The sequence below is a fragment of the Xanthobacter sp. genome, from assembly GCF_041911315.1.
In the GTDB taxonomy this organism is placed as follows: Bacteria; Pseudomonadota; Alphaproteobacteria; order Rhizobiales; family Xanthobacteraceae; genus Xanthobacter; species Xanthobacter aminoxidans.
The window spans coordinates 39,556-54,102 of the sequence record NZ_JAYRPE010000001.1 but is presented as its reverse complement, the minus strand read 5'-3'; the positions used below and the strand labels follow the sequence as shown (position 1 = coordinate 54,102).

Here is a 14,547-nt window from a genome sequence, read left to right as displayed (position 1 = left end):
GATCGCCATGCTCGAAGTGAACGATCTCGTCGCCGGCTACGGCAAGGTGAAGGTGCTGCACGGCCTCTCCCTCCATGTGGAGGAAGGCCGGCTCGTCACCCTCATCGGCTCCAACGGCGCCGGCAAGACCACCACGCTGCGCGCCATCTCCGGCATGATCGTGCCGGAGTCGGGCACGGTGCGCCTCGGTGGGGAGGATTTGACCGGCCAGCCCTCCTTCAAGATCACCAAGAAGGGCCTCGCCCACTCGCCGGAGGGGCGGCGCGTGTTCCCGACGCAGAGCGTGAAGGACAACCTGCTGCTCGGCGCCTTCCCCCGCCTCACCGGGGCGCGGGAGCGCGGCGACGTGGAGGGCGACCTCGACCGCATGTTCACCCTCTTCCCGCGCCTCGCCGAGCGCCGCGCGCAGCTCGCCGGCACCCTCTCCGGCGGCGAGCAGCAGATGCTGGCCATGGCCCGCGCGCTGATGCTGAACCCGCGCGTGCTGTTGCTGGACGAGCCCTCCATGGGCCTCGCCCCGCGCCTCGTGGCGGAGGTGTTCGCCACCATCGCGCGGCTCAAGGAGCAGAAGATCACCATGCTGCTGGTGGAGCAGTTCGCCGCCGCCGCGCTGGAGGTGGCCGACTTCGGCTATGTGCTGGAAAACGGCCGCGTCGCCGCGAAAGGCCCGGCCGAAGCCCTGCGCAACGACGCCGCCGTGCGCGCCGCCTATCTCGGCCACGCCCACTAGGGGCGACCGTCTGAACCCATGCGAAGGGCGCCCCCACGGGCGCCCTTTTTGCTTTTGCGCAGGCTTCCGCGCCGCGCTTTTCTTTATGCGATTTTTATTTCGGCCCATTGCGGCCCGTCTCGAATCTTTATGCGCAAGGTGACACCTTCCCATCGCTGAGCAGCGGCCGGGCAAAAGGTTCCCGGCGCTGCGGCCGACCGCGACGCAGGTCTTCCCGCGTCTTCGCGGCCCGACACTTCTGCGAGACCAACGTCCCATGCTCGACATTCTGATGCTCGCCCTGGCGGCAGGGCTTTTCGCCCTGGCCATCGGCTACGGCTACGCCTGCGAGCGGCTCTAGAGGCGGCCGAATACAGGCCGCGTGCGCGGCCGTATCGAAGGATACTCCAATGACCCTCGATTTCGCACTGGGAGGCCTCATCACCGTGGGCCTCCTCTTCTACCTCACCCTCGCGCTGCTGAAGCCCGAGCGGTTCTGAGGAGGCCCCGATGACTCCCAACGGCTGGATCCAGATCGCCCTGTTCTGCGCGATCATCCTTGCGCTGACGCCGCTGCTCGGCGGCTACATGACCCGCGTGTTCGCGGGCGAGCGCACCTTCCTCTCCCCCGTCCTGCGCCCCGTGGAAGGCGCCCTCTACGGCCTCGCCGGCGTGGACCCGAAGCGCGAGCAGACGTGGCTCGGCTACACCCTCGCCATGCTGGTGTTCCATGTCGGCGGCTTCCTGATCCTCTATGCCATCCTGCGCCTGCAGGACCTGCTGCCGCTGAACCCGCAGGAGATGGCGGCGGTGCCGCCGGACCTGTCGCTGAACACGGCCATCAGCTTCCTCACCAACACCAACTGGCAGAACTACGGCGGCGAGAGCACGCTGAGCTATCTCGCCCAGATGCTGGGGCTGACCCACCAGAACTTCCTTTCCGCCGCCACCGGCATCGCGCTGGCGGTGGCGCTGATCCGCGGCTTCTCCCGCGCCTCGGCGCAGACGGTGGGCAATTTCTGGGTGGATGTCACCCGCTGCACCCTCTACGTGCTGCTGCCGCTCTGCATCCCCTACACCCTGTTCCTGGTGTGGCAGGGCATCCCGCAGACGTTCGGCCCTTACGTGGATGCGACCACGCTGGAAGGCGCGAAGCAGACCATCGCGGTCGGCCCCGTGGCCTCGCAGGTGGCCATCAAGATGCTCGGCACCAACGGCGGCGGCTTCTTCAACGCCAATGCCGCCCACCCGTTCGAGAACCCCACCGCGCTCTCCAACTTCGTGCAGATGATCTCCATCTTCGCGCTGGGCGCCGGCCTCACCAACGTGTTCGGCCGCATGGTGGGCGACGAGCGCAAGGGCTGGGCGATCCTCGCCGCCATGGGCGTCATCTTCGTGGCCGGCGTCGCCGTCACCTACTGGGCGGAAGCGTCAGGCACGCCGGGGCTGAATGCGCTGGGGCTGACGGGCGGCAACATGGAAGGCAAGGAGGTGCGCTTCGGCATCGTCGCGTCCGCCCTGTTCGCCGTCATCACCACCGCCGCCTCCTGCGGCGCGGTGAACGCCATGCATGACAGCTTCACGGCGCTCGGCGGCATGATCCCGCTCATCAACATGGAGCTGGGCGAGATCATCGTCGGCGGCGTGGGCGCAGGCATGTACGGCATGCTGCTGTTCGTGGTCGTCGCCATGTTCGTGGCCGGCCTCATGGTGGGCCGCACGCCGGAATATGCCGGCAAGAAGATCGAGGCCAAGGAAGTGAAGATGGCCATGCTCGCTATCCTCGTCCTGCCCCTGATGATGCTCGGCTGGACCGCGGTCGCCACCGTGCTGCCCGGAACGGTGGCCGCCATCAGCAATCCCGGCCCGCACGGCTTCTCCGAGATCCTCTACGCCTACACGTCGGCGACGGCGAACAACGGCTCGGCCTTCGCGGGCCTCTCCGCCAACACGCCCTTCTACAACGTGACGCTGGCCGTCTCCATGTTCATCGGCCGCTTCATGATGATCGTGCCGGCCATGGCCCTGGCGGGATCGCTGGCGGCGAAGAAGACCGTGCCGGCCTCGGCGGGCACCTTCCCCACCCATGGCGGGCTGTTCGTCGGCCTGCTGGTGGGCGTCATCCTCATCGTCGGCGGCCTCACCTTCTTCCCGGCGCTCGCGCTCGGGCCGATCGTGGAGCACCTCGCGGCGGTGGCCGGCCAGACCTTCGGGGGCTGAGATGGCACGCCGCACCCTACATGCGCAGGCTTCGGCCCTGCGCACCTCCGAACTCATTCTCCTCGTGACCCTCGCCGCCTTCGTCCTCGTCGCCGCCATCCAGATGGTGGTGCTCGTTGTCGGCACACCCTGATCTATCGGGAGCCATAAATGGCCAAGCCCCGTTCCAGCAGCATCCCCGACCCGGCCATCCTGGTGCCGGCCATCGGCGCGTCGTTCAAGAAGCTCGATCCGCGCGCGATGGTGAAGAACCCGGTGATGTTCGTGGTGGAGGTGGTCGCTCTCCTCACCACCGTCCTCTTCGTGCGCGACCTCGTGACGGGAGGCGCCGGCCTCGGCTTCTCCTTCCAGATCATCCTGTGGCTGTGGTTCACCGTGCTGTTCGCCAATTTCGCGGAAGCGGTGGCGGAAGGGCGCGGCAAGGCGCAGGCGGATTCGCTCCGCCGCACCCGCACGGAGACGCAGGCAAAGCTCCTCACCGGCTCCGGCAATGACTGGCGCGAAGTGGCCGGCACCTCGCTCAAGGTCGGCGACGTGGTGCTGGTGGAGGCGGGCGATGTCATCCCCTCCGACGGCGAGGTGGTGGAGGGCGTCGCCTCGGTCAACGAGGCCGCCATAACAGGCGAGAGCGCGCCGGTGATCCGTGAGAGCGGCGGCGACCGCTCGGCCGTCACCGGCGGCACCACCGTCATCTCCGACCACATCAAGGTGCGCATCACGGCAGCGGCGGGCTCCACCTTCCTCGACCGCATGATCCACCTGGTGGAAGGCGCCGAGCGGCAGAAGACGCCGAACGAGATCGCCCTCAACATCCTGCTGGCGGGCATGACGCTCATCTTCGTCTTCGCCACCGCCTCCATCCCGAGCTTCGCCGCCTATGCGGGAGGCACCATATCCGTGGTCGTGCTGGTGGCGCTGTTCGTGACGCTGATCCCCACCACCATCGGCGCGCTGCTCTCGGCCATCGGCATCGCCGGCATGGACCGCCTCGTGCGCTTCAACGTGCTCGCCATGTCCGGCCGCGCGGTGGAGGCGGCTGGCGACGTGGACACCCTGCTCCTCGACAAGACCGGCACCATCACGCTCGGCAACCGTCAGGCGGCGGAATTCCGCCCCGTGCGCGGCGTGAGCCCGCAGGAGCTGGCGGACGCGGCACAGCTCGCCTCGCTCGCCGACGAGACGCCGGAGGGCCGCTCCATCGTGGTGCTGGCGAAGGAGAAGTACGCCATCCGCGGCCGCGACATGGCGACCCTCAACGCCCATTTCGTGCCCTTCACCGCCCAGACCCGCATGAGCGGCGTGGACGTGGACGGCACCGTGATCCGCAAGGGCGCGGTGGATGCCATCCTGAAGGATCTCCAGTCCCCCGGTTCGGCCATGCGTCCCGTCTCTCCGGAGACGCTGCGCGAGGTGCAGGCCATCGCCGAGGAGATCGGCAAGGCCGGCGGCACGCCGCTCGCCGTGGCCCGCGACGGCAAGGTGCTGGGCGTCGTCTATCTCAAGGACATCGTGAAGGGCGGCATCCGCGAGCGCTTCGCCGAGCTGCGCCGCATGGGCATCCGCACGGTGATGATCACCGGCGACAACCCGCTCACCGCCGCCGCCATCGCCGCCGAGGCGGGCGTGGACGACTTCCTCGCCGAGGCCACCCCCGAGGCGAAGCTGAAGCTCATCCGCGACGAACAGGCCAAGGGCAAGCTCGTTGCCATGTGCGGCGACGGCACCAACGACGCCCCGGCGCTGGCCCAGGCGGATGTGGGCGTCGCCATGAACACCGGCACGGTGGCCGCCCGCGAGGCCGGCAACATGGTGGACCTCGACAGCGACCCCACCAAGCTCATCGAGATCGTGGAGATCGGCAAGGCGCTGCTGATGACGCGCGGGTCGCTCACCACCTTCTCCATCGCCAACGACGTGGCGAAGTATTTCGCCATCATCCCCGCCATGTTCGTGGCCTTCTACCCGCAGCTCGGCGCGCTGAACGTGATGGGCCTCGCCTCGCCGCAGAGCGCCATTCTCTCGGCCATCATCTTCAACGCCCTCATCATCATCGCCCTCATTCCGCTGGCGCTGAAGGGCGTGAAGTTCCGGCCCATCGGCGCGGCGGCGCTGCTCAAGCGGAACCTGCTCATCTATGGCCTCGGCGGGATCGTGGTGCCGTTCGCCGGCATCAAGATCATCGACGTGGCCGTCACCGCCCTGCACCTCGTCTGAACGTCTGAAAAGGAGCACGCCTCCCTTCTCCCTTACGCCGTCATGGCCGGGCTTGTCCCGGCCATCCACGTCCGGCGGCCGGGCGCCCGCAAATCGAGCAGCGCACCAGCGGCACGACGTGGATACCCGGGACAAGCCCGGGCATGACGCAGGTGAAGGCAGGCGCCACGGCTCCAGGGAGATAGAACATGCTCAACACCCTTCGCCCCGCCTTCGTCCTCATCGTCCTGCTGACGGGGATCACCGGCCTCGCCTACCCCCTCGCCATGACCGGCGCCGCGCAACTCGTCTTCCCGTCGCAGGCCAATGGCAGCCTCATCGAGAAGAACGGCACCGTGGTCGGCTCCGCCCTCATCGGGCAGAATTTCACGTCCGACCGCTACTTCCACGGCCGGCCCTCCGCCACCACCGGCGCCGATCCGGCGGATGCCTCCAAGACTGTGCCGCAGCCCTACAATGCGGCCAATTCCATGGGCTCGAACCTCGGCCCCACCAACCCCGCCCTCATGGACCGGGTGAAGGGCGACATGGCGGCGCTGAAGGCCGAGAATCCCGGCGCGTCGGTGCCTGTGGATCTCGTCACCACCTCCGCCTCGGGGCTCGATCCGGATATCTCGCCGGAGGCCGCCCTGTTCCAGGTGCCGCGCATCGCCAAGGCGCGCGGCCTCAATGAGGACGTGCTGCGCCGGCTGGTGGCGCACGAGACGAGCGAGCGCACCTTCGGCCTCCTCGGCGAGCCCCGGGTGAACGTGGTCGCCATCAATCTCGCGCTGGACCGCTTCGCCGGCGCAAAATAGAACAGGCGGGACCGCAGCGGCCCGGCCGGGAGACGGCAATGCCCGAAGAGCGCGAGAGCGACCACCGCCCCTCGCCGGACGCCCTCCTGAAGGAGGCGCAGCGGGAGAGCCGTGGCCAGTTGAAGATCTTCCTCGGCGCCGCCCCCGGCGTCGGGAAGACCTACGAGATGCTCGCCTCCGGCCGCACCCGCCTGAAGGAAGGCGCCGACGTGGTGATCGGCGTGGTGGAGACCCACGGCCGCCGCGAGACGCAGGCGCTGGTGGAGGGCTTCGAGATCGTTCCCCGCCGCAGGGTCTCCTACAAGGGCCGGCAGCTGGAGGAGATGGACCTCGACGCCATCCTCGCCCGCAAGCCCGACCTCGTGCTGGTGGACGAGCTGGCCCACACCAACGCCCCCGACAGCCGCCACGCCAAGCGCTACATGGACGTGGAGGAACTGCTCGCCGCCGGCATCAATGTCTATTCCACGCTGAACATCCAGCATGTGGAGAGCCTGAACGACGTGGTGGCGCAGATCACCCGCATCCGCGTGCGCGAGACGGTGCCGGACGCCATCATCGACCGGGCCGACGAGATCGAGGTGATCGACATCACCCCCTCCGATCTCATCCAGCGTCTGCACGACGGCAAGGTCTACGTCCCCGACACCGCCCGGCGCGCGGTGGACAACTATTTCTCCCCCGGCAACCTCACCGCTTTGCGCGAGCTGGCCCTGCGCCGCACCGCCCAAAGGGTGGACGAGCAATTGCTCAGCCACATGCGCGCCCATGCCATCTCCGGCCCGTGGGCGGCCGGCGAGCGGGTGCTGGTCTGCATCAGCGAGGACAAGCGCTGCGCGGCCCTCGTGCGCTACGCCAAGCGCCTCGCCGACCGGCTGCGCGCGCCGTGGGTGGCGCTCTATGTGGAGACACAGCGCAGCTTCCAGCTCGGCGACACCGAGCGCGACCGCATCGCCGAGGTGCTGCGCCTCGCCGAGCGGCTGGGGGCGGAGGCCGTCACCGTGCCCGGCGGCGCGCACATCGCCGACGACGTGCTCGGCTATGCCCGCTCCGCCAACGTCACCCAGATCGTCATCGGCAAGTCGGACCGCTCGCGCTGGTTCGAGATCCTGCACGGCTCGGTGGTGCACGACCTCGTGCGCCGCTCCGGCAACATCTCCGTCCATGTGATCGCCGGCGACGCCGGGCCGCCGGCATCGGATGAAGCGCGCGCGGTCGCCCCGCTGCCGGTGCGCCGGGAGGTGCGGGCCTATGCGGAGGGCGCGTTCCTCGTCGCCGCCGCGACCCTCGTGGGCGTCGCCCTGCAACGGCTGCTGGGATTGCAGAACGTCGCCCTCGTCTTCCTCACCGCCGTGCTGGTCAGCGCTGTGCGCTCGGGCCTGTGGCCGGCGCTGGCGACCTCGGTCGCCGCCATGCTGGCGTTCAATTTCTTCTTCATCCCGCCGCTCTACACCTTCACCATCGCCGATCCGGAAAACGTGATCGCGCTGTTCTTCTTCCTGGTGGTGGCGGCCATCGCCAGCAACCTCACGGCGCGGGTGCGCGGGCAGGCGCTCGCCGCACGGGCGCGGGCGAAGACGACGGAAGACCTCTATCTCTTCTCGAAGAAGCTCGCGAGCGCGGTGAGCCTCGACGATCTCCTCTGGGCCACCGCCTTCCAGATCGCCTCCATGCTGAAGGTGCGCGTGGTGATGCTGCTGCCGGAGGATGGCGCGCTCACCGTGAAGGCCGGCTATCCCCCGGAAGACGCCATCGACGCCGCCGACCTCGCCGCCGCCAACTGGACCTATGAGAACAACCGCCCCGCCGGCCGCGGCGCGGACACGCTGCCCGGCGCGCGCCGCCTGTTCCTGCCCATGCACACCGGGCGCGGGGCGGTGGGCGTGGTGGGCATCGACAAGGACAAGGAAGGCCCGCCCCTCTCGCCCGAGGAACGCCGGCTGCTCGACGCCCTCGCCGACCAGGCGGCGCTGGCCGTGGAGCGGGCGAACCTCGTCTCCGACGTGGAGAAGGCGCGGCTCGACGCCGAGACCGACCGGCTGCGGTCGGCCCTGCTCACCTCCATCTCCCACGACCTGAAAACCCCGCTCGCCTCCATCCTCGGCGCGGCCGGCACCTTGAGGAGCTTCGCCGCCGCCCTCACCGAGGAGCAGCGCGGCGAGATGCTGGCGACCATCGAGGAGGAGGCGTTGCGGCTCAACCGCTTCATCGCCAATCTGCTCGACATGACGCGGCTCGAATCCGGGGCCATCGTGCCCAATGCCTCGCCCACCGACCTCGCCGAGATCGTCGGCAGCGCCATGCGGCGGGCGGCCTCCATCCTGAAGGACCACCGGGTGGAGATCGACCTTGCGCCGGACCTGCCCATGCTGAACGTCGATCCGGTGCTGTTCGAACAGGCGCTGTTCAACCTCCTCGACAATGCCGCAAAATACGCGCCCGCCGGCTCCCTCGTCTCCCTCCACGGCTGGGTCGAGAATGGACATGTGACGTTGCAGGTGCTGGACGAGGGGCCGGGCATTCCGGACGAGGACGTGGACAAGGTGTTCGACAAGTTCTTCCGCGCCCGCAAGCAGGATCAGGTCCGCGCCGGCACCGGGCTCGGCCTCGCCATCTGCCGCGGCTTCATCGAAGCCCTGGGCGGCACCATCGCCGTGGCCAACCGGGCCGACCGTTCCGGCGCCGTCTTCACCATCGACCTGCCCGCGCGGGCGCTCGCCCCCATGCTGGAGGCCGCCCCGTGAGCGCGGCGGTGAAGCTCCTGGTGGTGGACGACGAACCCGCCATCCGCCGCCTGCTCGCCACCGGCCTGCCGACGCAGGGCTACGGGGTGGAGAGCGCCGCCACCGGCGCCGAGGCGCTGGCGCTCATGGCCGCGGGCGCGCCCGATCTCGTCATCCTCGACCTCGGCCTGCCCGACATTCCCGGCCGCGACTTGCTGCGCCGCTGGCGCGAGGAGGGGCAGACCTGCCCCATCATCATCCTCTCCAGCCGCACCGACGAGCCCGGCATCGTGGAGGCGCTGGAGGCGGGGGCGGACGACTACGTCACCAAGCCCTTCGGCATGAACGAGCTGGTGGCCCGCATCCGCGTCGCTTTGCGCCATCGCCTCCAGCAGCAGGGCGAGAAGCCGCTGTTCGTGGTGGGCGACCTCTCGGTGGATCTGGTGCGGCGGATCGTGAAGGTGAAGGACAGGGAGGTGAAGCTCTCGCCCAAGGAATACGCCATCCTGCGGGTGCTGGTGCAGCACGCGGGCAAGGTGCTGACCCACCATTATCTGCTCTCGCAGGTGTGGGGCGAGATGCACGATCTGCAATATCTGCGCGTCTATGTCCGCCAGCTCCGGCAGAAGCTGGAGGATAACCCCGAAAAGCCCCGCTACATCCGCACCGAGACCGGCGTCGGCTATCGCCTCGCGGAGCCGGAGTGAGCCGACCCGGCTAAAGCTGCGGATCGCTCATGCCCAGCAGCGCCGCGAGGAAGACGGCGACAAGGGCCAGCGCCACCTCCAGCCGGCTGTTCATCGCGATGCGCGCAAGGTCCGCGCCCCGTGCGTCCGAGCGGGCGAGGCGCAGGGCGATGTGGCGGTTGCGCAAGGCGAGGCAGACGAGGCCGGCGAAGACCGAGGCTTTCAGGACGACGATGCGGCCGTAGATCGTCCCCGGCAGCGCGGCTGGCGTCTCGATGTGCAGGATCGCGGCAAGGCTACCGCCGAGGCCCACCATCAGCACCGCCCCGATGCCGACGCAGGAGAACCGCCGCAGTACGGCGCCCGGCGCCTTTCCGGCTTCATCAGGCGCTTTCGCCCAGCCGTCCAGCAGCACGATGAGCGGCAGCAGGCCGCCGATCCACACCGCCGCGCCCGTGCCATGGACGGCATGCACCGCCACCAGCATCACCGCCCGCGCCCCCTCGGCGGCACCGGGATGGCCGAGCAGGCTTTCGCTCGCGATCAGCACCACCCCCGCGCCGGCGACCGCCGCCAGCCTTCTGCGTCCGCGCAGGGCGAGGCAGGCGAGCGCGGCCAGAACCAGCACGACAAGGCGGAACGCCATGGCCCGGCCGAACCCGGTTTCCAGCAGGAAACCGGAGACGAGGCGCGGGTCGGCGAGGCTCGCCGGCGCACCAGTGATGTCCACCAGCGCAGCCCCCGCCCACATGAGCGCGGAGACAAGCGCGGCCGGCAGCGCGAGCAAAACCATCCGCTCCGCCGCCCGCACGGCTATGGCGCCCGCTGCCCCGGCCCACACCGGAACGGCGGTGAACACGAACAGCGGCGCCCCGAGCAGCACCAGCCCCGCCGCGAAGTGCACGAACCGCGCGGCGAGGATGAGGGGGAAGACGTCCACTATTTGCCGACCTGGAAGCCGAAGCTGCCCTCGGTCTTGTGGGTGTCCACCGAGACGATCTTCCACTGCACCTTGTAGGCGCCGGCCGGCAACGCCGCCCCCAGCTTCAGCACCAGCGCCTTGGGATCGGAGGCATCGGCCGCCGCGCCGGAGGCCACGGCCGAGCCATCCGCGCGGGTGACGACGATGGAGGAAAAGCGGGGCTCCACCGCCTCGCTGAAGACGAGGCGGACCTCGCTGGGGCCGGCGGAAACGGTGGTACCGACGCCGGGCACCGCCTTTTCCAGATGGGCGTGGGCGAAAGCGGCGGTGGCCGAGAGGAGGCCGAGGGCGGCCGCGGCGACGAGGGTTGCGATGCGCTTCATGATGCATCTCGCGAAAAGGGGATCAGGGAAGGAACGGACATTCAGGGAAAGAGAGGCTTTCCGATGCCGTTCGGGAAGATGTCGTCCAGGAAGAAATGCAGCTGGCCGATCACGCCCACATGGCTGCCGCTCTGGGCATTGATGGGAATGAGGGCCTCAAGGCCCACCTGCACCGCGCCGTTGGACCAGATGACACCGGGATTGATGGTGCCCGTGGTGATGCGCGCGCCGTCGCCGATGTTGGAGACCGGCGACTGGAAGCTGGCTTCGATGATGGGGGTGAGCTGCTTGATGAAATCCGGCTGGCCGGTCATCTCGCGCACGTTCTGATTGAGGTAGGGCAGGCTGTATTGCAGCGACAGGCCCCAGGTGAGCACGCGCGGGTTGGATTCGAAGGTCAGCGGATCAGTGAGCTGGGTGGGCAGGCCATAGCCCAGCTGGCCGGTGATGGCGAAGGGCCGGAGCAAGGCGAGGCTGTCCGGCAGGTCGCCGAAGCCCTTGCCGAAATAGAGGTTGGGCGAGACCGTGGTGTAGCTGTCCACCACCTTGGAATTGCCGGTGCCACCCCATTCGATGCTGAGGCCCACCGAGAAGATGAATTCATGCTCCGCATTGTTGAGGAGCATCCATTTCAGCGTCGTCTCGATGTTGTCGAAGCCCGAATGGCCGGGGGTGTTCTGCAGCCAACCGCTTTCGACGGAGATGCCGAGCCACGGGGTGATGGTCTTGGCATATTCGAACGAATAGCTGGTGCCGCCGACGCCGTCGCTATCCTTCAGATATTGCACGGTAGGCAAAGCGAGTTCGTCGGCCACGGCCGGATCGTCGAAGGTGAGGGTCGCCGGGAACACGCGGTCGCCCGCGATTCCATGGGCGTGCGCGGAGGGGGGATGGGCAGCGAGAAGAAGGCCGGTCAGCGCGCAAAGGCTGGCGGCACCGTGAAGCCGGGTCATGAAAAATCCTCGTGAGAAACCGAAGGCGCGCGAGCGCGCCGGTTCAGGCGGCCTTGACGGCGGTCACGAGGTGGGGAGGTGCGCGCGGCGGCGGCCCGCGCTTGAAGGGAAATTGGGTGGCAAGCTGGGCGGCCGGAAGATCGGCACGCACCATGTGGAATCTGCCCACGGCACCGAGGGCGACCGGGGCAGGCGGCGGCGCCAGCATCCCGTCGGCACAGGGACAGGCGATGCAATCCGCGCAGCAGGGATGGGCGGGGGATTGATCGGGGGCGGAAGAGCCCGCCTGCCCGCTCTCGTGCTCGCACAGCAGGCCAGAGGCGACGAGCCCTTCGACCTCGACCGCATTCCACCTGAGGCCCGCGGCATTGCCGGCCTGAACGAAGGTGGCGACACCGTTGACGAGGATCAGGACGACAAAAAGCAGACGCAACGCAACGGGAAGGCGCATGACGACCGGAAGGCGCAAAGCCAAGCGCGCGCGTCCGGCCCATCCGGCCGCGCCGTCATGCGCCCCACTGCCTGCCCCGCCCCGCATCCCGCCCTGCGTGTGTTCGTGTCCCGAAGGCTGCGAGAATACCAGCGAAGATGAGGATGACGCAACCAACGGCGCGGTTCGTCTTGCAGCCTTCGTCGAATTACAGAGAAAAACCGGAAATGACGCTGGGTAAAACCACGCCACCCCTCCCGACACAACCTGAACGCGCAGCCCCTATCCGCCGAAGAACACCCGCTCGGCCGTTCCCCGCAGCAGAAAGTCCCTTTGTTGATCGTCGAGGGGCGCGCGGCGGGCGATGAAATCGAAAGCCGCCTGGAGGGTGTTGGGCGGTTCGCGCTCCAGCACCGGCATGTCGCTGCCCCACATCAGCCGGCCGGCACCGAAGGCGGCGAGGAGGGCGACGAGTTGCGGGATCACCCGGTCGTAGGGGGGCGTGTCGAACTTGTTGAGGCCGGAGACCTTCACCGTCACGCCCGGAAAGGCGGAAAGCGCGAGAAGCCTGTCCAGCTGGCGGGAGTCGCCGGGCTTCACATGGGCCATGTGGTCGAGGCAGACATTCGTCGCGGGGTAGCGCCGACACATCTCGGCCACATGCACGAGCGCGTCGTCGCTCATATCCGCGCTGTCGCGCAGGAGCGGGCACAGCACGAGGTTTTCTTCCGCCGCCGTCACCCAGATGGTCGCCATCACCGAAGAGGTGAGCCAGGAGGCGGTATTGACGCCCCTCAGGCGGAACCCCTTCACGCCCGCCGTCTTGGCCGCCTGCATGGCCTCCGGCGCGTCGGCCCGCCGGTCGTCCACCGCACCCACCACCGCGAAGGTGCCGGGGTGCGCCCGCGCGGCATCCGTCAGATAGGAGCTGTCGAAACCGAAATAGCCGATGTGCTGAACCAGCACGACCCGCGACACCCCGATGGCCGCCTCCCGCGCCAGCACGGTGTCAATGTCGTAGTCCGGCGGATCGCGGTCGCGGGCGGTCTGGCCGTTGACCATGGGATAGCGGGAGAGGTCGCCGCCCCAGCTGTGGCTGTGTGCATCGATGAGCCCGCCGGCCGCGGCCCGCACGCCCGAAGTGATGCCCCCGGCGACGGCGAGCGCCGCCGCGCCTTTCAGCAGGCTGCGGCGATCAAAGCCGCCTCTGTCCCGCGCCCCGACCCGGCCCTCGCTTTGCGACATCGCCTGCCTCCCGCCCGGAACAGCCGCGCCCTAGATGGGCACGGCCCGCGCCGTTCTGGCAAGGGCATCGACGGCTGCCGGCCGCGGATCAGATCAGCGCATCCGCGCTCCCGTGCACGGGATGAAGCACGTCATGCACATGCGCCGCCAGCGCCGCCGCCCGGTCGGACAGCTCGTGCACCAGCGCGGGATGCGCCGACGGCGCATGGTCGAGAATGGATGAACCGATGGCATCGAGATAGTCGGCGACCGCCGCTGGGAGATGGAGGTCCGGCAGATGATCCGCGGCCAGCCCCCCATGAGCGTGCGACGCCGCCTCCAGCAGCCCCGCCGCCCGCGCTTCCAGCGTGGCGAACACGGCGGAGAGATCGTCCGGCGCGCCGGACGCGGCTGCCTTCAGGGTCGCGAAGGGATCGGAGACCATGGCGTTGGCGGAGAGGAGGGTCGGCGCATCCGCTTCGAACCCCAGCGAGACATGCGCGCTCGTCGAACTCTTCTCGGCGTCGGTGACGGTGAAGGTCACGTCCCGCCCGCCGCTCGGGGCGGAGGCGGCGGTGGAGCGATAGGACACCTGCTCGGCGAGTTGGCTCGCTTGCGCATCCGATATGGCGGCGGAGAAGGTGAAGGCCAGATCGTGCCCGTTGTGTCCGTCAGCCGAGACCGTGCCGACCTGCTTCCCATCGAGATAGAGTTTCTTGCCGGTGATGCTGAAATGCCCGTCCGACAGATAAAGCTGATCGGTCGCAGTCGCGCCGGCGAGATGGACTGCGAGCTTGCCGCCCTTGAAGCCGGTCAGATCGGGATTGGCCACATGGACGTCGGCGTCGATGACGACGCCCGCTGCCGCCTGCGAGGCGGAATGGACCGACTGGGCATCGAGGCCGGAGAACACGGGCGCGTCGTTCTCGGGCTTCAGCTTGAGCTGCATGGTGGCTGAGGTATCCGCACCGGACGAGTTTAAAACTCTATAAGTGACGACGCGACCGAACGCTGAGGGTGTGTCGCCATCGTAGTAATATGAGACCACTCTCGCCATAGCGGTCATAGATTCTGCTGTTACGTTCGGCTCAAGAGTGACCGATATGTACGGACCGCCTGACGTGACTGTTCCGACCAGCACATCATTATAATAAACAGATCCAAAATCTTGTCCGTAAACGACCTTTATCCCCCCACCGTCTTTAAGGTAGAAATGGTCATTTCCACCAAAATTGGTAACATCGACAAGAAAGTATCCTTGGGTGAAAATATCAGGCGATGCCGCC

Annotated in this window: 14 protein-coding genes; 8 read left to right on the top strand and 6 right to left on the bottom strand. The window is 68.3% G+C overall.

Annotated elements, in window-relative coordinates; translation table 11 throughout:
* Positions 1 to 7 precede the first annotated feature (7 nt).
* From ACE3QW_RS00255 to ACE3QW_RS00220, 8 genes are all read left to right on the top strand, one after another.
* Positions 8 to 730, top strand: coding sequence for an ABC transporter ATP-binding protein (locus tag ACE3QW_RS00255; RefSeq protein ID WP_024278224.1), 723 nt, complete (start codon positions 8 to 10; stop codon positions 728 to 730).
* 389 nt (positions 731 to 1,119) lie between these two features.
* Positions 1,120 to 1,209 (top strand): K(+)-transporting ATPase subunit F, encoded by a 90-nt coding sequence (locus ACE3QW_RS00250; RefSeq protein ID WP_081762578.1) that lies wholly within the window; start codon positions 1,120 to 1,122, stop codon positions 1,207 to 1,209.
* A gap of 10 nt (positions 1,210 to 1,219) precedes the next feature.
* On the top strand, positions 1,220 to 2,929 hold the full coding sequence (kdpA, locus tag ACE3QW_RS00245; RefSeq protein ID WP_374249961.1) for a potassium-transporting ATPase subunit KdpA: 1,710 nt from the start codon (positions 1,220 to 1,222) through the stop codon (positions 2,927 to 2,929).
* A gap of 1 nt (position 2,930) precedes the next feature.
* Positions 2,931 to 3,062 carry a hypothetical protein gene (locus tag ACE3QW_RS00240; RefSeq protein WP_280938437.1) on the top strand — a complete coding sequence of 44 codons (132 nt, stop codon included), beginning with the start codon at positions 2,931 to 2,933 and terminating at the stop codon, positions 3,060 to 3,062.
* Positions 3,063 to 3,079: 17 nt separating this feature from the next.
* A complete protein-coding gene (kdpB, locus tag ACE3QW_RS00235) occupies positions 3,080 to 5,143 on the top strand; it encodes a potassium-transporting ATPase subunit KdpB (RefSeq protein WP_374249959.1) in 2,064 nt (687 codons plus the stop codon).
* Positions 5,144 to 5,331: 188 nt separating this feature from the next.
* Positions 5,332 to 5,940, top strand: a complete 609-nt coding sequence (locus ACE3QW_RS00230; protein ID WP_374249958.1) for a K(+)-transporting ATPase subunit C — start codon at positions 5,332 to 5,334, stop codon at positions 5,938 to 5,940.
* A gap of 38 nt (positions 5,941 to 5,978) precedes the next feature.
* A complete protein-coding gene (locus ACE3QW_RS00225) occupies positions 5,979 to 8,684 on the top strand; it encodes a DUF4118 domain-containing protein (RefSeq protein WP_374249957.1) in 2,706 nt (901 codons plus the stop codon).
* Positions 8,681 to 9,370, top strand: a complete 690-nt coding sequence (locus ACE3QW_RS00220) for a response regulator transcription factor (protein ID WP_169122928.1) — start codon at positions 8,681 to 8,683, stop codon at positions 9,368 to 9,370. The genes ACE3QW_RS00225 and ACE3QW_RS00220 overlap by 4 nt, the downstream gene beginning before the upstream one ends.
* 10 nt (positions 9,371 to 9,380) lie before the next feature.
* On the opposite strand, the gene ACE3QW_RS00215 is transcribed toward ACE3QW_RS00220, so the two are convergent.
* The 6 genes from ACE3QW_RS00215 to ACE3QW_RS00190 all read right to left on the bottom strand — a co-directional run bounded on the left by ACE3QW_RS00215 (position 9,381) and on the right by ACE3QW_RS00190 (position 14,210).
* A complete protein-coding gene (locus ACE3QW_RS00215) occupies positions 9,381 to 10,289 on the bottom strand; it encodes a CopD family protein (protein ID WP_374249956.1) in 909 nt (302 codons plus the stop codon).
* Positions 10,289 to 10,654 (bottom strand): copper homeostasis periplasmic binding protein CopC, encoded by a 366-nt coding sequence (copC, locus tag ACE3QW_RS00210; RefSeq protein WP_374249955.1) that lies wholly within the window; start codon positions 10,652 to 10,654, stop codon positions 10,289 to 10,291. Before copC ends, ACE3QW_RS00215 begins: the two co-directional genes overlap by 1 nt.
* Positions 10,655 to 10,695: 41 nt before the next feature.
* Complete coding sequence (locus ACE3QW_RS00205) at positions 10,696 to 11,607, bottom strand: hypothetical protein (RefSeq protein ID WP_374249954.1); 912 nt, start codon at positions 11,605 to 11,607, stop codon at positions 10,696 to 10,698.
* A 43-nt stretch (positions 11,608 to 11,650) separates the two neighbouring features.
* Entirely contained in the window at positions 11,651 to 12,058 is a 408-nt protein-coding gene (locus ACE3QW_RS00200) for a hypothetical protein (RefSeq protein WP_374249953.1), read from the bottom strand.
* Between the two features lie 261 nt (positions 12,059 to 12,319).
* Positions 12,320 to 13,282, bottom strand: coding sequence for an amidohydrolase (locus ACE3QW_RS00195; protein ID WP_374249952.1), 963 nt, complete (start codon positions 13,280 to 13,282; stop codon positions 12,320 to 12,322).
* A gap of 88 nt (positions 13,283 to 13,370) precedes the next feature.
* Positions 13,371 to 14,210 (bottom strand): hypothetical protein, encoded by an 840-nt coding sequence (locus ACE3QW_RS00190; RefSeq protein ID WP_374249951.1) that lies wholly within the window; start codon positions 14,208 to 14,210, stop codon positions 13,371 to 13,373.
* Positions 14,211 to 14,547 lie beyond the last annotated feature (337 nt).